Source organism: Microbulbifer rhizosphaerae, assembly GCF_014191725.1.
In the GTDB taxonomy this organism is placed as follows: Bacteria; Pseudomonadota; Gammaproteobacteria; order Pseudomonadales; family Cellvibrionaceae; genus Microbulbifer; species Microbulbifer rhizosphaerae.
Window position 1 is genome coordinate 81,170 of sequence record NZ_JACHWZ010000016.1, and the last position, 19,010, is coordinate 100,179.

Genomic DNA, 19,010 nt, shown 5'->3' on the forward strand with positions numbered 1-19,010 from the left:
GTGCTCATGGGTAAACAGCTCCGCAGTCCCGCTCTCTCCCCTCCGGGGACAAATCGGCAGGATTGCCGATTTGGGCAGTGTCCGCTGAGGCCGAGCGCCATGGATGGCGCGAGCCACTGGGTCAGGGAGGGGGGCCGCCGGCTATGCCGGCGAATGCGGAGCTGGAGCTCCGCGGTCCCGGGGATCAGTGCAAAACAATCACCTCCAACAGATTGTTGGACAATTTGCTCTTCCGGCCAGGCCTCGGCTACAGGCGGCGCTCGGAGGCGTCGGCGCCGCCGACGACCCTATCGCCCTCCGCATAGACTCTACACGGCGTTTCCACACTGAATTCAGCACGCGGGCCTCGCACACCTCCAGCGCCCGGTCGTTGGCGGCATCCTGGTCGGGCGAGTCGAATACATAGCCGAGTGCATAGGCGCCCTTGTAATCGAACGCCAGGGCGAGCGCCTTGCAGGCTGAGTAGTTCCGGTATTTGGTAAAAGTGCCGCCCAATGTATCCCCGGCCCGCTCTGCCTGGCGCACTCCTTCGGCCGGCAGGTCCGCCAGCATGGACTGCAACTGTTCGCGGAATTCCTGCCCGCTTGTCTGCATAAGCAGCGGGCGCGCCACAAAGGCAAAGCTCTCGGCGTCCCTGTCCAGATAGAGTTCATGGGCATACCACCAGGCGATCTCCCGCTCCCGCGGCGCGCGCAGATAGGCCTGCTCCAGCATTTCCAGGTATTGTCCCCGGAGGTGCCCCAGCTTCTGCATGGCGATGGCCAAGCCGTACCAGTGAGCCGCCACTTCGTCGTTATCGTTGATCAGGGAAACGAACTTGTCCCGCACCACGGCCATCTGCTTGGGATCACTCTCAGTCCCCTTCTGCAGTTCCCATCTCAGCCATAACCAGGCCTCGGCACTGCGGTACCAAAACTCGCCGTGCAGGTCGGCGGGAATGGTTGCGAGAATTTCCTCCGCCCGTTCAAAGGCACCGGTTCCCGTTTCGGCGACAGCCATCACCGACGTCAGTTCGTGACTGTCCACCCCCTCGGCGCGGGCATATTGCACCAATTCCTCCAGGGATTCCGACTTGCGCCCGGACATCACCATATAGCGGGCGATTTCGGCCACGGCTCGCTGCTGGGACATGGGCCGCGGTTGCGGGTCCGCCGGCCGGTAATCATCGGGTAACTGCCCCTTGCCCTTGGGGAAACGGTCCTTCGCCTGTTGCAAATAGGCCCGTTCCAGATCCTCAAGCGGCATGTCCAGAGCATTGGTCAGTGCATCTACCGGGTCGGCGCCGCGATTGTAGGCATCGATATAATCTCCAATCTTTCCCCCTTTGTCGCTGCTCATGATCAGCCAGTGAGTCAGCATCCAGCCGCCGGCATAGACTTTGAGCCGCTGTTTCTTATCCACCGTTGCCGGCGTAGCCCGCAGCAAATCCTCCAGCGGCATGGGGCGGTCGCGGATCAGAGAGCTCGCGCGATCCACCGGAATAGCGCCGAACATATACGAGCCGTCGCCGGGAAACTCGGCTGTCGAGAAAAACTCCGCGAAGCCCTCACTGTACCAGAAGGGAAATTGCACCGGGCTGCTGCCGTAGGTCAGAAAATGCGTGTACTCGTGAAACAGGAACTCGCGGGCCGGGTGCTCGCGCATAAACCGGTAGCGCTCAAGATTGACCAACGCAAAACTGCCGTAGCTGGTGTGATTGAACATCCCACCGGTCTGCCTCGCCTGCTCTTCGCCCACGATCCCCGCGTAGCTGCTCCTGTTGGCCAGCGCAAAAACGGTCAGCCGCTGCCGGTCGCCGCGTATCCGCAGCACCTGGGAGGTCGCCGCGCGAAACCGCTCCAGGTCCCGCGCCAGATCCCTCACCATCGCCGGTCTGCCATTGGTTACGATACGGAAATGGGGCGTTTCCACCTGATACCAATCTGCATTCACCAGGCTCCTCGGAGCACTACACCCGACAACCAGTATCGATAGAAAAGCAAAAAGCCTGAAAACTCTGATTTTCATTGTTATTTCCTATGCTCCGAAACTCTATTTCGGGAAAATAAAACACCCCGCCCCGAATACTCGTGTCAGTAAAACTCGTATTCCACCAACAGGCGCAGTGTCTGGTCCGGACTCTCGTCGGTAACTCCCAGGATCAGCCCCAGTTCCCAATAGAACTGGCGAGCGCCGCTCAATCGCTGCAGTCCACGGGCCACCGGGCCTATGCCCAGCGTGTCCTGGCCGGCATAGAGTTCCACCGCGGGTTCAAAGGCTTCGGAAAGGCGGTAACGGGTCTGCATGCGCAGCTGGGACTCCAGTTCATTGTCGATATCGTCCCCCCATTCATAGATAGCGGCCAGGTTGGCGGTGCCCACCCAGCGCCCCCACTCCCTGGCGACAAGCAGGGTTGTCGCCGCCTCCCATTCGTCTCGGTCGCGCTCCTTTTCCAGTTCAAACAGCAGGCCCCAGTCCGCGGCGTATTCCCCCTGCTCGGTTAACTGCCACTTGGCCTCCAACTCGACTCCTTGCAGACGAAAACTCTCGTCCTCATTCCGCTCGCCGATCAGATAGACTTCCCCGAACCAGCGATCGGAAAGGCTGCGGCCCAGTCCCAGGCGGTGGAGTTGCAGGGAATCCAGCGAATCATCCTCGTCGTCGCGCATCCCCACCGCGCGCCACTCGATCTCGGTTTCCAGCGGCTGTACATAGGGATCGTACACCTTGTCCACCACTACGCCGTCGGCAAGGGCGAAGGGAGTGCAGCCGAGCAACAGCAGTGCCGCAGCGGACCGGCAATTCAAAACACTTTCATCGAGCTTGGGATACATCGCGGACAGTCCTGATTTTTTTCTGGTGGTACCGGGTTAACAACAGCAACAGCGCCATTGTGGCAACGCTGGCGCTATAAATAATCACCTGAAACGAAGTGGGTGTGGCCTCGTAGCCGACCAGTGCATACATCATCTGTCCAGTCAGCGAGCCCTCCGCCACCAGCACGGAACTGTTCCAAAGCGGTACCTGCGCAGGCAGCCAGTCTGCCTGGATCAATAGTTGTGTCGCCTGCAGAACCATGCCGCCCGCCGCCAGGGTGAGCAGCACACAGGTGACGAGCAGCGCACGCCGCCGCGGCATGCCGACCAGCAGATAGTAAAACAGCGCGCCGACACTGAAACCGATCCCCGCACCCAACAGAGCACCGGTCAGCACACCGGACCAGGGTTGCGGACTGTAGCGGAAAGCCGACAGGTAGATAAAAACTTCCGACCCCTCGCGCAGTACTGCCGTCGCAACCGCCACCGTCATTGCAGCAGATAGTATTCCGCGGTAACGCTCGCCGGTATAGTAGTTGACCACCAGCAGCGGCGCGATGACGAGCAACAGGAGGTAGATGGCAATCTGCAACGCGGCGTTAAGCAGTTCCTGGCCCACCCCGTCAAACGCGTCAGAAATGGCCGCCAGTTGCATGCCGTAAGCCACCGATCCGGCGGCTCCCGCCGCGAGCGCGATATAGAACCACCGCAGACGCAAATGCAGGAGGTGGCTCATCGCCAGCAGTATGCTGAGCAGCAGCGCCGCCTCCAGCACCTCGCGCAGAATGATAATCACGCTGGTCAACAGCATATCTGACTCCGCCTGTTCATTGCGCGATGATTTTTCCCTGCGCCGTCTTGGGATTGAATTCCCCGAAAAACGGGTATTCTCCCTGCGTCAGGGGGCCGATAAAGACTATCGCCCGCTGGCCGCCCATGATGATTTTTTCCCGGTTGAGTTCATAGCTCTCGAATTCCTCCGGTGTGGGATCGCGGTTGTAGACGATCAGTTTCACCTTGGTGTTTGCGGGCACTACCAGTTCCGAAGGGTGAAACAGGTGGCCGCGTATTTCGATCTCAAACACCGGGCGCCCCGCCTGTGCCACCGGCGGCAACAGTGCCAGCGCGGCCACGGCCAATAATCGCACCACTCCGCGACATCGATAATCAGTCACTGGAATCTCCATTCGGGAAAAGGTAACCGGGCGACGCCGGCAGACGAACCTGAATCGACAGGCCGCGGCCGAATTTTGATTTATCCAGCTGGATTTCCGCATGGTGCAAGCGGGCGATATGCTGCACTATCGACAAACCCAGGCCGCTGCCGCTGACCGCTACCGGGTGGCGGTCACCGCCCACGCGGTAGAAGCGTTCGAACACGCGTCCGTATTCCTCTTCGGCAATGCCGGGGCCGGTGTCGTCCACACGCAACACTACGCGATCGCCATCCACCCTGGTATTCACTTCCACACGGCCGTTTTCCGGCGTGTACTTGTTGGCGTTGTTCAACAGGTTCTTCAACAAAATGGTGAGTGCGAAGCGGTCCGCCTTGAGCGGCGCGGCACCGCCGGTCAGTTCGATCGCCTGGCCCCGGCCGGCAAAATCTGCGTACTGCTCGGCAATGACCTCGCGCGCCAGCTCGTGCAGGTCCAGCGGCTCGAACTTCGCCGGATAGTGGTCCGGCGTGGTGCGATAGAGATTCAGTATCTGCTCCACCAGGTGCGCCATGCGCTCGATACTCCGCTGCAGCTTCGCCAGCGAAACCGGGGACTGCGGCAGCCGGTACTGGCTCAATTCCCGCTCCAGGTTGTGCGTGTGTACCTTGATCGCGCTGATGGGTGTGCGCAGCTCGTGGGCGGCATCGGCGGAGAAACGCCGCTCGCGCTCGAACGACGCCTCCAGTCGCGCCAGCAGCGCATTGGTGGACTGCACCACCGGCAGCAGTTCTTCCGGTGCATCCTCCAGTGGCAGCGGACTCAGGTCGTCGGCGCGCTTCTGGCGCAGCGCGTCCGCCAGCAGGTGCAGACTCTTCAGGCCGTGCCCCACCACGAACCAGATCAACAGACCGGCGACCGGCAGCCCCAGCAGAATGGGAATCACCGATTCCAGCACCACTTTGTCCGCCAGATGGAAGTGCAGACCTACCGGCTCGGCCACCTGGGTCCAGTAATTGCGCTCGCTGGAGAAGTGGCTGTACACCCGCCATCGCTGGCCGGAAAAATTGACATTCTCATAGCCCTCTTCCAGGGCGTTGATCGGCTGAGGGGGTGCATTGGCGGAGCGCATCAGCAGCCTTCTTCCGGGCGACCAGACCTGGAAAGCCAGGTGCCCGGTCCGCTCCACCACCTTCGGCCTGTCCGCGGACGCGGGCATCGCTGACAGCAGACTGGCAGTATCGGCCAGTTGGCGGTCGAACAGCTGCTGTGCCTCCGCCATACTTGCGCGATAGCCGTGCAGGGCGGAGACGAAGTTGACCAGCGTGATGGTGGACAGCAGCGCAACCACCAGGTAGATGCGGATGGATTTCACTCAGGGCCCTGCCTTTGGTCCCAACTTGTAACCGACACCGCGAATGGTCTGGATAAACTCCGGGTAGAGTTTCTTGCGCAGGTTGTGGATATGTACATCCACAGTGTTGCTGGAAATCTCTTCCCCCCAGCTGTAGAGCTTGTCCTCCAGCTGTTCGCGGCTGAGGATATGCCCGGGGCGCTCCGCCAGCGCGCGCAGCAGGGTGAATTCCCGGCGCGAGAGATTAATCACTTCGCCATTCCTGGTTACCCGGTGGCTGGCGAGATCGATGGTGACATCGCCCAGCCGGATTTCCGCGCTGAGCCCCAGGCCGGCGCGGCGCTCCAGCGCGCGCAGCCGCGCCAGCAACTCGTCCACGGCAAAGGGCTTGGTCAGGTAGTCGTCGGCGCCCGCGTCCAGGCCGCGGATTTTCGACGGCAGGTCATCGCGCGCGGTAAGGATCAGCACCGAGGAATCGACGGATTTGTTGCGCAGCGCCTTCAGCACCTCGACACCGTCCATATCCGGCAGGCCCAGGTCCAGGATAATCGCGTCCGGCCGCGCGGCCCGCGCCAGTGCGATACCCTGGCGGCCGCTGTCCGTGTGGTCCACGGCGTAGCCGGAATGCTTCAGCGCGATGGCGATGCCATCGGCCAGCGACTGGTCGTCCTCTATCAGCAGTATCCGCATTGGCTATCGCATTTTTTTCTCGACCTCGATCATCAAGGTCCGGATTTCCTCGCGCCGCCCCTTGTCCGCCACCGGTCGCTGCGGATCGGCGGGCGCGGCCAGGGCCTTTTGCAGGTAATCCAGCGCCCGTTCGTAGTCCTTCTGGTGGTAAAGATAGTCGGCATAAAAGTAGTTGGCATCTATATCCGCACTGCCGTACTCCAGCCCCTTGCGCAGATATTCATCCGCTTTTTTAGCATCACCGAACCCCAAAGGCCAGCCGGGGACCTGGTAGTAGAGGGAGCCGAGGCTGGTGTAGGCGGCGCCGTCCAGTGCACTGCCGTCTATGGTGACGGCCTGTTCCAGGTCGGCCTTTGCCGCCTTAACCGCGGACAGCGCGCCCAGCCCGCCCTTGGCGCCCGCGTAGGAGGCGCGGATGATGCCACTCCACACCCACACCGGTGCGCTATCGGCAAATTTTGTGGTGGCCGCGTCCGCCTGCTCGGCAAGCTTTGCGAATGCGGCTTCCTGCTGTTTCTCCGGAGTCTGATACTTGGCCTGTGCCCAGGCTTTTTGCAGTTCGGCAACCGTCTCCTCGGCGGGACCGGCCCAGAGCGCCGGGGAAACCACCAGGGCCAAGCCCATGGAGAAGGTTTTCAGTGTGCGGGGAAATTTCATGAGGTTTCTCCTGATGTGCAGTTTTGTCTGGCCCAGTTTTGCTTGGCATAGCGGCGGATCAAGGGCACCTTCTTGCCCAGTGCCCCATCCACCAGGGAGGGGAAGAGCGCATTCAGCTTGATGAAAATACGCTCCGGCCAGCCGATAAAGCGCCGGGCGCTGCATCGCTCTCCAAGCAGGTTCAGCACCTGCCGCGCCACCATCTCCGGAGGGTCGGACTTGTTGCCCAGCGCCCGGTTGAGGCTGTTAACGGCCTCGGTATTGAGTTCGGTGTCCACCGCACGCGGCGCAAGGTAGTGCACTGCAATGCAGCTGTCGCTCAGCTCGCGACGCATCGCCTCGGTAAAGCCGTGCAGGCCGAATTTGCTGGCGCTGTAGACACTGAACCCCGGGTGGCCGATATGCCCGAAGGCGGAGCCGATATTGATCACCGCGGGGTTTTTGCTGTTGCGCAGCAATGGCAGCAGGTTGCGGGTCAGGGCGATGGGCACGAGAAGGTTGGTGTGCAGCATGGCGCCCAGTTCCGTATCGCCAATATCGCCGAGCTCGGCGAAGGTGGAGACCCCGGCACCATTGATCAGCACATCCACGCCACCGGGCAGCGCCGCGCAGGCGGATACCAGGGCGCCCCTCTGAGCGGCATCGAGCAGGTTGGCGGTTATCACGATATGCCGGCTGCTGTTCGCGAGTGTCGCGCGCAACTGCTGCAGCCGCCCGGTGTTCCTGCCCACCAGCATCAACCGGTGGCCCTCCTCGGCCAGCGCCCGCGCTATGGCCGAGCCGATGCCGCCGCTGGCGCCGGTGAGTAATACCGTCACGGGTATGCCGCCCATTTCAGGCCACCTCCGCCGGCAGCGGTACTGTGTCCAGCTCGCGGAAGATATCGCCGTAGAGCCGGTAGAACACCCGCGCACTGTGCACTATGACCTGCCGCTCTTCCTCCGCTTCGATGCGGTTCATCAAACCCTTGAAGAACTCCACGTGGCCGATATCCAGCGCGCCGTGGGAGCGCAGGTAGCTGAACGCCGTATCCGGCAGGCCGAGGGACCGCTGGATCGCCCCCGCGGCACTGTCCGCCAGCTGGATACTGGTGCCCTCGAGGACGTGGACCATCCCGAAGAAGCCGAGCGGATTGCCGCGGGCTATGGTGTCGTAGGCGTAGGCCACCATCAGTTCGGTACTGAGATTGGGCGCGCCGTTGCGAACCGCCTCCGCGTCCGCGCCGCAGGCAGCGATATCGTTTAATATCCACTCCTGGTGGCCGGTCTCCTCCTCGATGTATTCGGCGATGGCGACCCGCAGCCACTCCTGCTTTTCATTCAGCCGGCTGCCGCAGGCCATCAGCAGCGGCACCGTGTGCTTGACGTGGTGGTAGGCCTGGGTGAGGAAGGCCACATATTCCTCCAGTCCCAGTTCGCCGCGCGCGCCGCGCTGGATCAGCGGTATTTCCACCAGCGAATGGCGCGCCGCTTCCGTCTGTTGTTGCAACCGGTCGAAAAACTGCATGGCAGTAACCTCTTAAACTGAATAAAGATTTTCGATGACTTGTGCATAGCGCCCGGCGATGGCATCACGCCGCGGGCGGCCGTTCGCGGTGAGCAGGCCGCCGGCAAAGGTCAGCGGCTCCGGCAGCGGCGCCCAGCGGTGCACGCGCGCGTAGTCCGGCAGGCGCCGGTTAACCGATTCCAGCCATTGTTCGATATGTCCGCGCTCCGTTCCCGGCCGGGGAAAAATCAACGCGCTGCAGTGAGGCCGGCCGTCGCCGAGCAGCACGCACTGCATCAGCAGCGGTGTCAGCAGTATTTCGCTCTCGATCCACTCCGGGGAGATATTGCGGCCGTAGGAACTGATCAGAATGTTTTTTTTGCGCCCGGTGATATGCAGGTAGCCGTCTCTGTCCAGCTCCCCCAGGTCGCCGGTGGGCAGCCACTCGTCGCAGCTGTCCGCGTCGTCCAGGTAGCCGAGATAGCGCGGGCCGCGCACCAGCACTTCGCCCTCGCGCACTTTGATCTCGCAGTGCGGCAGCGGGCGCCCGGCGCTGCCGGGGCGGTCGGCGTCGGGCAGGTTCAGGGCCACCACCGAGCCGCACTCGGACAGGCCGTAGCCCTCGTACACCGGCAGCCCCAGCGCGCGAGCCCGCAGCAGGAGTTCCGCCGATACCTTGCCACCGCCCACGGCGGCAAACACCAGCGAGCGCGGCGGGCGCCAGCCCTTGTGCTCACTCTGTTCCACCAGCATCTTGAGCATCTGCGGCAGCAGGATCAGGCTGTGCGGCTGCCGCTCATCGATGCAGCGGCACAGCTGTGCGATATCCAACTGTGAACTGCCGGACAGGCCGAGGCTCTCCAGCCCCGGGGCGATCACACTGCCGCCGATCAGCCAACTGGCGTAGGCGCCGGCGACGTTTTCCAGCAGCGTGGCCAGCGGCAGTATGCACAGGTGGCGCTCGGGCCGCAGTGCGGCCAGGCTGTCGCGCAGCACCCGCGCGGTGGTGAACTGGGTCCGACTGGAAAGGCAGACACCGCGTGGCGTGCCGGTGGAGCCGGAGGTGAAAGTGATTTTCGCGGTCTGCGCCGGCAGTTGCGGCAGTTGCCCCTGCACAACCTCGATCAGCGCCAGGTCGGCGATCTCCGCCAGCGCCTCACCCACCTGCTCCAGCGCGGTAAAGCGCTCGCAATCGTCGGTCAGCAGCGCCTGCATACCACTGGCCCGCAGGGTGTGCGCCAGCTGCTGCATGGAAAAAAAGCCCGGCAGTGGCACCAGGGTGATGCCCGCGGCTTGGCAGGCCAGATCCACCAGCAGCCAGTTGGGGCCGTTGTCGGCGTAGAGGCCGAGGGTGGAGATGCCCCGCGCGCGCAATTGCTGCGCAGTAGCGTCCACCGCCTGAATTAATCCGGCGTAAGTCAGGCTCACGCTGTCGCCCATCAGCGCGGGGCGCTCCGGGTGCAGCGCGGCAGTGCGGCACAGACTATCGATCAGTTGCATTTATTGCCCTCAAGAAACATCCGGGCCAAAGGTTTTGCCTGCGCCGCACAGTTGCGCAGCAGTTCGCAAACAAGCGGACGCTGCAGCAGGATCTCGCGGGAGGCGGTTACATCGATCGCGGTGACCGCGGGACAGGTGTCATAGTAGCTGCCCCAGTTTTGCAACTGCGCGCCCAGGCGCCCGCCCTCGGCGACACAGAGAACGATCTGGTCGGCGGTGAGCCTGCTCAGCAATTTGTGCACTTCCGGGGTGGCGGTAAAAATCGCCCAGGTCACCCGGGCTTCGGCGAACAGCTCGGCGAGCATCAGGAACAACATCTGACTGCTGCCGCGGGAAGTGGAGACCAGGTTGCCGATCTCGACGATGTCCGAGCGCGCCACCGGCCGCCCGGCGGCAGCGGCCAGTTGCCGCTCCACCGGCTGGTCCAGGTACTGTTCCAGGAACAGGGCACCACTGTCGGCGCGGCGCAGCCCAAGGGCCGCGTCGATGACGCCGCCCCTGTGCAGCGAGAGTAGTTGCGGCAGGAAACTGTGAATGCGCGCGCGGTAGGTCGCGGCAAACTTTTGCGCGACATAGGCCTCCACCGCGGCGCGCCCGGCATCACCGGCAGTGGTTAATTCAAAGCTGTGTGAAGCCGCCGCCGGCGGCCGGAGCGGGTCCCGGGGTTCGCGGTATTGACTGCCTTCCAATGCCATTGCACACACTCGTAGGGAGATTCGATAGAAGGCAGTCTAGGTGGGCAAAATTAAGTGATCCTTAACGCGGGGGGGAATCTCTCGCCGGGAGCGTTTTCTAGGTGAAGCTCCGGATATGGGGGTAGAGGGACCTTAGAACCTGTTTGAAGCCTTTAAAAATCAGCCCCAGTGCGAGGCCTGGAGAGTTCTGTGCAAGAGCCTCCATGCTGGCGCGATAGCCGTGCAGCGCGGAGTCGAAATTGACCAGGGTGATGGTGGACGGCAGCGCGACAAGCAAATAAATACGGATCGATTTCACCTGGCCGGTCCCAGCTTGTAACCGACGCCGCGCACAGCGCAATACCTGCAGGGGTTCGCTGTCTGCGCTTGACCACCAGCCTCGCCGCTGGACTGACGGATTCAGGAAAACAAGCTGGCGGCGCGCTTCTTATTGTCGAAGCACGCCGCCAACTTTTAATGTCCCGGGATCGCCTGCGGCGAAAAAACCGGGCCGGTTACTGCAATACCGGGCGCGCACCCACCACCTGTACCGGGCGGTTGTTTGGATGGTGCATAACGTGTACAAATTTTTCTATCTGGGCTTTCGAGGCGGACACCGGCTCTTTCATGACGAGCCATTCAACCCCCTCAGAACAGGGCGGCGTGGTGAGGGAGCCATTGTAGCGGTAGTAATCGCGGGAGGAAGGCAGAATATCTTCCGCCGCAACGCTGGAAGGCAAGCCATGGCTGTCACCCGACTTTTCGGGCATCTTGGCCCAAGCTTTGGCGAGGACCTTATTCGCTTCACCCTCCTCAAACATCACGGCGATAACGGCGAGATTCCCCTCCCCATCGGCATGCACCAGGTGCGCCTCCATTGGGAAGGATTTGCCGTTTATATGATTCTCGCTCGGGGAATGGAAGTGATACTGCTTGAGAGTAAATTCATGTCCATCAACAGAAATTTTACTGCCGGGGGCATAGTTCACCTGAACACTGTGCCCATTGTTGAGAATCTCGTTCCCGCCCGCCTGGTAGTGAATCCCTATAGGCTTCAGTTCGGACTCGATGAAATTGCTGAGATTGATTGGTGACTGGTTTCTCCCTTCGGAACACGCGGTGAATTTCGGGCTGAGTTCACCCCAGTGCCCGGGGCCCTTGGCTCCGGAATAGTCCCATTGCGCTCCATCGCCAGCACAGGCGACTGCAGACGCAAAAAATAAACCAGTTGCGACCATCAGTTTCTGCATGATTGACTCCAACAGATAAGTGGTGAAAAAGAATGTTTATCGAAGGCTTCGATGCAAAAGCAGAGTCATACGCCTTTGGTATCGGGAATAGTGACAGGGCATTACGGAAGGGGCCCTGACCGCTGGTCCCTGATGCGACCGCCCATAGACAACCACTCCCACAGCGCCACCACTCTATACAGACAGGATTAAGGAAAACTTAAGAGTCACCAAGCTAAACAACGAGTATCGGCTCCCGGGCGATGGAGGCAGTAGACCTTAAGGTTCACTTAATTTCCCCCCCCTATGGTGACGGCCATCAAACTGCCACAGGTCCTGTTGTACCGATGAATCCGTCAAACTCCTCTCTTCCGTATTTCCGGGGCGTACCGCTGCTGGTGTGGTGCGTCAGTTTTGCACTGTTGATGCTGCACGGCCTGCCAGCCCTGAACGGCGCCGTGCAGATCGGCTATTTTACCGCTGCCACCATCGCGCAGGCGGCACTGCTGGCATTGCCCGCCTGGCTGCTGGTGCGGGGCGCCTCGGCCACCCGCCCGGGGTGGCTCAGGTTTTCCCTGCTGGCGCTGCTGCACCTCTACGCCGTGGGAATCGTGCTGGCCATCGACGCCAACTACCAGATCTACGCGCTCTACGGTTTCTATATCAACGGCTTTGTGTGGAATATTATTTCAACGCCCGGCGGTCTGGAGGCCTTGGGTTTCAGCAATTCCTTCTACGTATCCAGTGCACTGCGCGTACTGTTGGTGGCGGCCGTCTACACAGCGGCGGTCCGCTGGCTGCCGCTGGCGCGGATCGCCAATACGCGGCCGGTGCGGGCCGCCGCCGCAGCCCTGCCGCTGGTGTTCCTGCTACAGGGAGGAATCTACGCCTACGCCGACCACACCGGTGAGCAGCAGATACTGCAAAGCGTACAGCGTATCCCCTGGTATTCCCCAGTCACCGCCAAGGGGCTGTTGAGCAAACTTGGGGTGGAGCGCAAGCGTCCGGAACTGGACGGTTCCCTCAGCCGCAGGAAAGGCAAGTTCGCCTATCCGGCAGTCGATGCCCAAAGTATTGTGCTGGACAAGCCCTACAACATCGTCTGGCTGACCTCCGAGTCCTGGCGCGCGGACATGCTGGACCCGCGCATCATGCCGAAGACCTACGCCTTCGCCCGGGACAATGTCCATTTCCTCAACCACTACAGCGGCGGCAACGGCACGCGCATGGGTATGTTCAGCCAGTTCTACGGCCTGCACGGCAACTACTGGTTCGACGCACTGCCCGCAGAGCGGCCGCCGCTATTGCTGGAAACCCTGCGCAAAAACAGCTACTCGCTGATGGCCTACACCAGCGCACGTTTCAGCTATCCGGAATTCGACCGCACCGTCTTCCGGAATTTCTCCCCCGAACAGTTGCACTCCGATCACGAGGGAGACCCCTGGCAGCGGGACATCAGGAATGTCAGCAAGCTGACCACTTTTATAAATTCAGCGAAGCAACCGTTTTTCAGTTTCATGTTCTTTGAGTCGACACATGCCAACTACTCATTTCCAGCGGAGAATGCGTTGGAGACGGACTACCTGGAGGATTTCAACTACCTGGATACGGATATCAAAAGCCAGATCTCACGCATCAAGGCTCGCTATATCAATGCCAGCCACCATTTGGACTCCCAGTTCGCCAGGGTACTCCGCGCGCTGAAGGAGAGTGGCAGGCTCGACAACACCATCGTGGTAATCACCGGCGACCACGGCGAAGAATTTATGGAGAACGGCCGTTGGGGTCACAATTCCACCTTCGTGGAACAGCAGGTCAAAGTGCCGCTGGTGCTGCATATTCCCGGGCAAAAAGCCCGTACGGTCGAGCGCATGACCAGCCACGTGGATCTGCCGATCACCCTGCTCTCCGCCATGAGCCGGTTGCAGGGTATCGACAAACGGCAGGTCAGCTTGGGCCACGACCTGTTGGATGAAAATTACCGCCACGACTACCTGGTAGTCAGCGACTGGCACGGCAGCGGATTGATTGCCGAGGACCTGAAACTGGTGCTGTCGGCCAAGGCCAGCGATGAGCGCGGTCGATTTTTCACCCGCAATGACCAGCCGCTGGCGGAAGCCGATGCAGCCGCACTTTCGCGCCGACTGATCGGGGACTACCTTCGGGAAACGCCGCGCTTCTATAGCCGGCGCGGCAAGAGTGGAGGGCAACCGTCACTGGCGGCGCCCTGATGGGATACCGTAGGAGCGGCTGCTGGCCGGCCGCGAATTTTTTAAAACCAAACCGGGAAAACGCGAGTTCGACTGACGTTATTTGGATATTTCCTTGAAATTTCTTTAGCGACGGTTTCCCTAATCTCGCGCTGTCGTTGTCAACCCGGTTAGGACCGGGTCAGCAGCGCGGCACAGGGAAGTGCAGCCGCCGGCCGAAGGCCGGCGCCACAATCCATAGATCAGGGCCGGAGGCGCCGCGACAGCGGCCGGGCCGAACTATCTGATCGCCGGGTTAATAGCTGCAAAGGTGATTGTTTCGATGTCGACCCTCAGCACAAGACCCCTGCGTTTTCTCGTTTCCGGCGGGGCCGCCACCGCGGTGCACTTCACTGGTATGGGGCTGTTGATGGCGCTGCACGCAGATGCACCCCTGGCCACCGCAGTGGGCGCGCTGCTCGGTGCCGCGGTTAACTATGGCCTGCAGTACCACTGGACCTTCGTTTCGCGACGCGCGCACCGGGACACGATATCCGTATTTCTTCTCGTAACCGCCGCCAACTGGCTGCTCAACCTCACTCTGTTTACCGTCCTCTATCAACTGGCCGCACTGCCGGCTCCGTTCGCGCAATCGGCCACAACCGGGGCGCTCACCCTGCTCAACTACCGTCTTTACGGCAAGGTGGTGTTTACATGAACACGATATCCGCACCCAGACTACACAAGCTGCGCCACCGCCAGCCACTCAAGCTGTCGGTCATTATCCCGTTTTATAACGAGGGTCCCGTATTACCCCTGTGCCTGGAGCGCCTGCTGCGAGTGCTGGATCAGTTGCCGCTCTCCTGCGAACTGTTGTTCGTCGACGATGGCAGCCGGGATGGCGGCGCCCAATACCTGGCGCGGCAGGCCATTATTTATCCCCAGATCAAACTGGTGCGACTGAGTCGCAATTTCGGCAAGGAAGCGGCAATGACCGCGGGCCTCGACCAGGCCACGGGCGACGCGGCGATTATCCTGGACGCGGATCTCCAGGACCCTCCGGAGCTGATACCGCAGATGGTGGGCGCCTGGCGCGAGGGCGCCGACGTGGTGCTGATGCAGCGCCGCAGTCGCGCCGGGGAAACCCTGTTCAAGCGCGCCAGCGCCCACGTCTTCTACCGCCTGCTGAATCGCATCAGCGACTGCGGCATTCCCGCCGATACCGGCGATTTCCGCCTGCTGAGCCGCCGGGCGCTGGATGCGCTGCGGCAACTGCCGGAGCGCAACCGCTATATGAAGGGTCTGTTCGCCTGGGTCGGCATGGAGACACGCGTCATCGAATACGATCGCGCGGCGCGGGCCGGGGGCGTCACCAAGTGGGACTACCTGGCGCTCGCCCGCCTGGCGATCGAGGCTATCACCTCCTTTTCCATCGCTCCCCTGCACTGGGCCACTATCGCCGGCGTGCTGGCGGCGGCGGCCGGCGGCCTGTTCGGGCTCTGGATAGTGATCAAGGCGCTGCTGCTGGGCGACGTGGTGCAGGGGTATCCGTCGCTGATCGCGGTCATCACCTTCTTCGGCGGCATACAACTGCTGACCATTGGCATCCTCGGCGAGTACGTGGGCAAAACCTACCTGGAAACCAAACAGCGCCCCACCTATCTGATCCAGGACATTATCGGCGGCATTCCGGCGATGGGCCTGGCGGGGCAGCGTGCGGAGGCGGTGGGCGATGAATAAATCCCTTTCCCGCTTCACCTGGCTGCTCGGACTGGCACTGGCCTGCCGCCTCGCCGCCATGGTGCTGCTGCCGCTGATGGATACCTCGGAACCGCGCTACGCCGAGATCGCCAGGATCATGGCGGAAACCGGTGACTGGATTACCCCCTATTTTGATTACGGCGTTCCCTTCTGGGGGAAGCCGCCCCTGTCTTTCTGGAGCCAGGCGCTCTCCTTCAAACTGCTGGGTGTGGGCGAGTTCCCGGCGCGCCTGCCATCCCTGCTCGCGACCCTGGGTATCCTGTGGCTGGTCTTCAGTGCGACCCGCGCGCTGGCCGGCCGGCAGACCGCGTGGCTCGCGGTCACCATCTACGGCACCAGCGCGCTGGGTTTCGTGGCGGCAGGCGCGGTGCTCACCGACCCCTTCCTGACTTTCGGCACCACCCTCACTCTGGTCGCGGCGCTGCGCATCGGTTTGTCCGGCGGCTCGCCGCTCTGGGGGTATCTGCTGTTCGCGGGGCTGGGCATCGGCCTGCTGGCCAAGGGGCCGTTGGCGCCGGTATTGGCGCTGGTGCCGCTGGGCACATGGCTGTACCTGGAACCATCCGCGCGCATTCGCCATATACCCTGGGTCGGCGGTACCCTGCTCGCACTGGCGATCAGCCTGCCCTGGTATATCGCCGCGGAGCTGAAGACACCCGGCTTCCTGGAGTACTTCATCGTCGGCGAACATTTTCTCCGCTTCGTGGATTCCGGCTGGAACGGCGATCTCTACGGCAGCGCCCACCGGGCGGCTTTGGGCACTATCTGGTGGTACGCGGTGCAGGCCACCTTCCCCTGGGGCCTGGCCGCCGCGGCGCTGTTTGTCGCGGCCGTTCGACAGCGGGGATGGCATTTCTTTCGGCCGGAGGGCTGGCGCGGCCTGTTGCTGGCCGGGTGCCTTTGGCCGCTGGTTTTTTTCACCTTCGCGGGCAATATTCTCTGGACCTATGTCCAGCCCGCACTGCCGCCCTTCGCCATGCTGCTGGCCATGGCGCTGCAGAAGAGCGACTCGCGCTGGTCCCACCGGGCAGTCGTTGCCTGCGCCGGCCTTATCCCCGTTGTTATCCTGGTGTTCACCCTTGTGGTGCACTACCGGCCGGGAAGCGCGAAGACGGAAAAACAGCTGGTGGAATTTACCCGCAAGAGCGGCGGCGCGCAGGCGGAACTGCTGTACCTGGGAGACCGGCCTTTTTCCGCGCGCTTTTATTCCGCCGGCAGCGCGAAAAGCGTGGACAGGCGGGAGCTGGATAAGCTCCTCGGCGATCGGCCCGCGCGCAATTTCTATCTGGCCGTTCCCAAAGAACACATTGATTCGATATCAGCGCCCCCTGCCGGCCACTTGCAGGAACTCTTCACAAACCGGCGCTATGCGCTGTTCCAGGCCTTCCGCAAACCGGACGCAGATTCGCTGTAGCGGGATGGAGACTCCGGAGCGCCCGCCCGGGATGGGCGGGCGCTGTCTGTGCTTTCCTATTCCAGTGCCTTTACATGAATCGCCGCACCGCCACTGCGAGCCATACGCAGGGTCAATTGATCGCCGCGTCCGACGGTTTTGTTTTCGATCACCAGGTCATAGGGGTTGGTCTTCCAATCCGCTTTGTCTCCATCCCGATAGATCTGTGCCCGATAGGATTTTCCCTCGTCCAGGAAATCCAGGTCGAAGGTGATCTCGCGGGCATCGGCGCCGGTGATTCCGCCGATATACCAGTCCTCCCCGCCGCGCTCCCTGCGCGCGAACACCACGTGGTCGCCCACCTCGCCGGCCAGGGCGATGCTCTGTTCCCAGTCCACCGGCACGTCGACGATAAACTGAAAGGCATCGGGCCGCTCCAGGTAGTTTTCCGGTAAATCGGCGGCCATCTGCACCGGGCTGTAGAGCACCACGTAGAGGGCCAGCTGCTTGGCCAGGGTGGTCTTTACGCGGATATCCGCATCCAGCCCCTTGGGCGCCAGGTCGAAGATGCCCGGAGTGAAATCCATGGGGCCGGAGAGCATACGGGTGTACGCCAGCACCACCTCGTGCTCCGGCGGGTTCGGCGGCTGGCCCCAGGCGTTGAACTCCTGCCCGCGGGCGCCCTCGCGGCTCAGCCAGTTGGGGTAGGTGCGGCGCAGGCCTGTGTCCTTGACCGGTTCGTGGGTGTTGATGCAGATCTTCCGCTTTGCCGCTTCGGTAACGTTGCGCAGGTATTCGTTCACCATAAACTGGCTGTCGTGCCACTCGTAGCGCACTATGCCGTTTTCGTCGATGCGCTTGATGTCCCCGCCGTCGGCCACGTAGCCGGTCTTCACCTGGTTTACTCCCAGGTCCCGGTACAGATCGAGAGCGGCGTCCATCTGCTGCGCGTAATTGCTGACGCTGCCGGAAGTCTCGTGATGGCCGATCAACTCCACGCCGCGGGCCCGGCCGTATTCGGTAACGGCCTTCAGGTCGAAGTCCGGATAGGGCTCGGCGAAGCGGAAAATATCTCCGTTGTGAAACCAGTCTCCGTCCCAGCCTTTGTTCCATCCTTCCACCAGTACGCCGGAAAACCCGTATTTGCCCGCGAAATCCATGTACTCTTTGGTCCGCTCGGTGGTGGCGCCGTGCCGGTCGCCGGAGGCCCAGGTGTATTGGTCCAGGTGCATACCCCACCAGATGCCCATGTATTTTCCCGGTTTCACCCAGGACACATCTCCCAGTTTGTTGGGCTCGTTGAGGTTGAGAATCAGGTCTGAATTGAGCAGACCTATCGCGCCCTGCGATATCTGCACGGTGCGCCAGGGGGTTTTGAATGGGCCGCTCAGCACAACCCGCGCGCCGTGGCTCCAGGGGGTCAGGTCCGCGCGCAGATTGCCGGGGCGCCCCTGGTCAAGCACCATGGCCGCGTAGTCCACCAGCGCCGCCTCGTGGATACTGAGGTGTATACCGGAATCCAGTTTAAGGGTCAGCGGCGTATGTGCGCGGTCAATCTCCGCAAGTGAAGTTTGCCGATAGATATATTCGTAGCGGTTCCAGCCGCGGCCGGGTATCCACCAGGCAGCGGTTTTTTCCGCTGCGGGAATCCGGAATTCGGTCAGCTCGCGGGTGATGACGGCTTGCCGGTCCGGTTCGCGGTTATCGATTTCGTAGCGGAAGCCGACGCCGTCGTTGAATAACCGGAAACGCAGGGCAAATTCGTCCTCTTTGCGCTCCGGGTGCCGAAGCCGCACCAGCAGTTCTTGGTGGTGGTCGCGCACCAGCCGGCGTTCGCCCCAGGGTTGCTCCCAGGTCTGGTCCCGGCTTTTTTTCTCCACCGAATCGATTGCGAATGACGGGCCAAGTGGATGGGTATTTTTGAAGGATATACCCAGGGGCGACGTATCAACCACCACCTGATCGCCATAGGCGATCCGGTAGGTAATGGCGTCACCTTCGTCGGACAGGGTGACGACGATATTGCCGTCGGGGGAGTTCGCGGTAACCGTTTTGGCCTGGGCCGGTGGGGTGGCTGACAGAGCCAAGAGGAAAGCGAGAGAAAGTTGCCGTGCAATTCGGATCATTGT

At 61.9% G+C, this 19,010-nt stretch carries 18 protein-coding genes; 4 read left to right on the top strand and 14 right to left on the bottom strand.

Going from position 1 to position 19,010, the window contains the following annotated elements:
* Nucleotides 1-198 precede the first annotated feature (198 nt).
* The 13 genes from FHS09_RS16075 to FHS09_RS16135 all read right to left on the bottom strand — a co-directional run bounded on the left by FHS09_RS16075 (nt 199) and on the right by FHS09_RS16135 (nt 11,559).
* A complete protein-coding gene (locus tag FHS09_RS16075) occupies nt 199-1,932 on the bottom strand; it encodes a hypothetical protein (protein WP_183461758.1) in 1,734 nt (577 codons plus the stop codon).
* Nucleotides 1,933-2,072: 140 nt separating this feature from the next.
* On the bottom strand, nt 2,073-2,813 hold the full coding sequence (locus FHS09_RS16080) for a hypothetical protein (protein ID WP_221192053.1): 741 nt from the start codon (nt 2,811-2,813) through the stop codon (nt 2,073-2,075).
* Nucleotides 2,794-3,606 (bottom strand): FTR1 family protein, encoded by an 813-nt coding sequence (locus FHS09_RS16085; RefSeq protein WP_183461760.1) that lies wholly within the window; start codon nt 3,604-3,606, stop codon nt 2,794-2,796. Before FHS09_RS16085 ends, FHS09_RS16080 begins: the two co-directional genes overlap by 20 nt.
* 16 nt (nt 3,607-3,622) lie before the next feature.
* A complete protein-coding gene (locus FHS09_RS16090) occupies nt 3,623-3,970 on the bottom strand; it encodes a cupredoxin domain-containing protein (protein WP_425487777.1) in 348 nt (115 codons plus the stop codon).
* Entirely contained in the window at nt 3,963-5,324 is a 1,362-nt protein-coding gene (locus FHS09_RS16095) for an ATP-binding protein (protein ID WP_183461763.1), read from the bottom strand. Before FHS09_RS16095 ends, FHS09_RS16090 begins: the two co-directional genes overlap by 8 nt.
* The gene (locus FHS09_RS16100; RefSeq protein WP_183461765.1) at nt 5,325-5,993 is read right to left on the bottom strand and encodes a response regulator transcription factor; all 669 of its coding nucleotides are present in this window, start codon (nt 5,991-5,993) and stop codon (nt 5,325-5,327) included.
* 3 nt (nt 5,994-5,996) lie between these two features.
* Nucleotides 5,997-6,650, bottom strand: a complete 654-nt coding sequence (locus FHS09_RS16105; protein ID WP_183461767.1) for a tetratricopeptide repeat protein — start codon at nt 6,648-6,650, stop codon at nt 5,997-5,999.
* The gene (locus FHS09_RS16110; protein WP_183461769.1) at nt 6,647-7,483 is read right to left on the bottom strand and encodes an SDR family oxidoreductase; all 837 of its coding nucleotides are present in this window, start codon (nt 7,481-7,483) and stop codon (nt 6,647-6,649) included. The genes FHS09_RS16105 and FHS09_RS16110 overlap by 4 nt, the downstream gene beginning before the upstream one ends.
* Nucleotide 7,484: 1 nt before the next feature.
* A complete protein-coding gene (locus FHS09_RS16115) occupies nt 7,485-8,156 on the bottom strand; it encodes an iron-containing redox enzyme family protein (RefSeq protein ID WP_183461771.1) in 672 nt (223 codons plus the stop codon).
* 12 nt (nt 8,157-8,168) lie between these two features.
* Nucleotides 8,169-9,635, bottom strand: coding sequence for an AMP-binding protein (locus tag FHS09_RS16120; protein WP_183461773.1), 1,467 nt, complete (start codon nt 9,633-9,635; stop codon nt 8,169-8,171).
* Entirely contained in the window at nt 9,626-10,330 is a 705-nt protein-coding gene (locus FHS09_RS16125) for a thermostable hemolysin (RefSeq protein WP_183461775.1), read from the bottom strand. The genes FHS09_RS16120 and FHS09_RS16125 overlap by 10 nt, the downstream gene beginning before the upstream one ends.
* Before the next feature lie 97 nt (nt 10,331-10,427).
* The gene (locus FHS09_RS16130; protein ID WP_183461777.1) at nt 10,428-10,628 is read right to left on the bottom strand and encodes a hypothetical protein; all 201 of its coding nucleotides are present in this window, start codon (nt 10,626-10,628) and stop codon (nt 10,428-10,430) included.
* A gap of 196 nt (nt 10,629-10,824) precedes the next feature.
* The gene (locus FHS09_RS16135) at nt 10,825-11,559 is read right to left on the bottom strand and encodes a carbonic anhydrase (protein ID WP_221192054.1); all 735 of its coding nucleotides are present in this window, start codon (nt 11,557-11,559) and stop codon (nt 10,825-10,827) included.
* Between the two features lie 326 nt (nt 11,560-11,885).
* On the opposite strand from FHS09_RS16135, the gene FHS09_RS16140 reads away from it, so the two are divergent.
* The 4 genes from FHS09_RS16140 (at nt 11,886) to FHS09_RS16155 (ending at nt 16,902) form a co-directional block, all read left to right on the top strand.
* Nucleotides 11,886-13,769 carry a sulfatase-like hydrolase/transferase gene (locus FHS09_RS16140; protein WP_183461779.1) on the top strand — a complete coding sequence of 628 codons (1,884 nt, stop codon included), beginning with the start codon at nt 11,886-11,888 and terminating at the stop codon, nt 13,767-13,769.
* 301 nt (nt 13,770-14,070) lie between these two features.
* The gene (locus tag FHS09_RS16145) at nt 14,071-14,445 is read left to right on the top strand and encodes a GtrA family protein (protein WP_183461781.1); all 375 of its coding nucleotides are present in this window, start codon (nt 14,071-14,073) and stop codon (nt 14,443-14,445) included.
* Nucleotides 14,442-15,467 (top strand): glycosyltransferase family 2 protein, encoded by a 1,026-nt coding sequence (locus tag FHS09_RS16150; RefSeq protein WP_183461783.1) that lies wholly within the window; start codon nt 14,442-14,444, stop codon nt 15,465-15,467. The genes FHS09_RS16145 and FHS09_RS16150 overlap by 4 nt, the downstream gene beginning before the upstream one ends.
* Nucleotides 15,460-16,902, top strand: coding sequence for an ArnT family glycosyltransferase (locus FHS09_RS16155; protein WP_183461785.1), 1,443 nt, complete (start codon nt 15,460-15,462; stop codon nt 16,900-16,902). Before FHS09_RS16150 ends, FHS09_RS16155 begins: the two co-directional genes overlap by 8 nt.
* Nucleotides 16,903-16,958: 56 nt before the next feature.
* Here the strand turns inward: FHS09_RS16155 and FHS09_RS16160 are convergent, their stop codons facing one another.
* Nucleotides 16,959-19,007 carry a glycoside hydrolase family 97 protein gene (locus FHS09_RS16160; RefSeq protein ID WP_183461787.1) on the bottom strand — a complete coding sequence of 683 codons (2,049 nt, stop codon included), beginning with the start codon at nt 19,005-19,007 and terminating at the stop codon, nt 16,959-16,961.
* Nucleotides 19,008-19,010: the final 3 nt, after the last annotated feature.

Coding starts and splice junctions, on each gene's coding strand:
- FHS09_RS16080 (WP_221192053.1), bottom strand. CDS start 2,813: ATGTATCCCAAGCTCGATGAAAGTGTTTTGAATTGCCGGTCCGCTGCG.
- FHS09_RS16085 (WP_183461760.1), bottom strand. CDS start 3,606: ATGCTGTTGACCAGCGTGATTATCATTCTGCGCGAGGTGCTGGAGGCG.
- FHS09_RS16100 (WP_183461765.1), bottom strand. CDS start 5,993: ATGCGGATACTGCTGATAGAGGACGACCAGTCGCTGGCCGATGGCATC.
- FHS09_RS16105 (WP_183461767.1), bottom strand. CDS start 6,650: ATGAAATTTCCCCGCACACTGAAAACCTTCTCCATGGGCTTGGCCCTG.
- FHS09_RS16110 (WP_183461769.1), bottom strand. CDS start 7,483: ATGGGCGGCATACCCGTGACGGTATTACTCACCGGCGCCAGCGGCGGC.
- FHS09_RS16115 (WP_183461771.1), bottom strand. CDS start 8,156: ATGCAGTTTTTCGACCGGTTGCAACAACAGACGGAAGCGGCGCGCCAT.
- FHS09_RS16120 (WP_183461773.1), bottom strand. CDS start 9,635: ATGCAACTGATCGATAGTCTGTGCCGCACTGCCGCGCTGCACCCGGAG.
- FHS09_RS16125 (WP_183461775.1), bottom strand. CDS start 10,330: ATGGCATTGGAAGGCAGTCAATACCGCGAACCCCGGGACCCGCTCCGG.
- FHS09_RS16135 (WP_221192054.1), bottom strand. CDS start 11,559: ATGCAGAAACTGATGGTCGCAACTGGTTTATTTTTTGCGTCTGCAGTC.
- FHS09_RS16140 (WP_183461779.1), top strand. CDS start 11,886: ATGAATCCGTCAAACTCCTCTCTTCCGTATTTCCGGGGCGTACCGCTG.
- FHS09_RS16145 (WP_183461781.1), top strand. CDS start 14,071: ATGTCGACCCTCAGCACAAGACCCCTGCGTTTTCTCGTTTCCGGCGGG.
- FHS09_RS16150 (WP_183461783.1), top strand. CDS start 14,442: ATGAACACGATATCCGCACCCAGACTACACAAGCTGCGCCACCGCCAG.
- FHS09_RS16155 (WP_183461785.1), top strand. CDS start 15,460: ATGAATAAATCCCTTTCCCGCTTCACCTGGCTGCTCGGACTGGCACTG.
- FHS09_RS16160 (WP_183461787.1), bottom strand. CDS start 19,007: ATGATCCGAATTGCACGGCAACTTTCTCTCGCTTTCCTCTTGGCTCTG.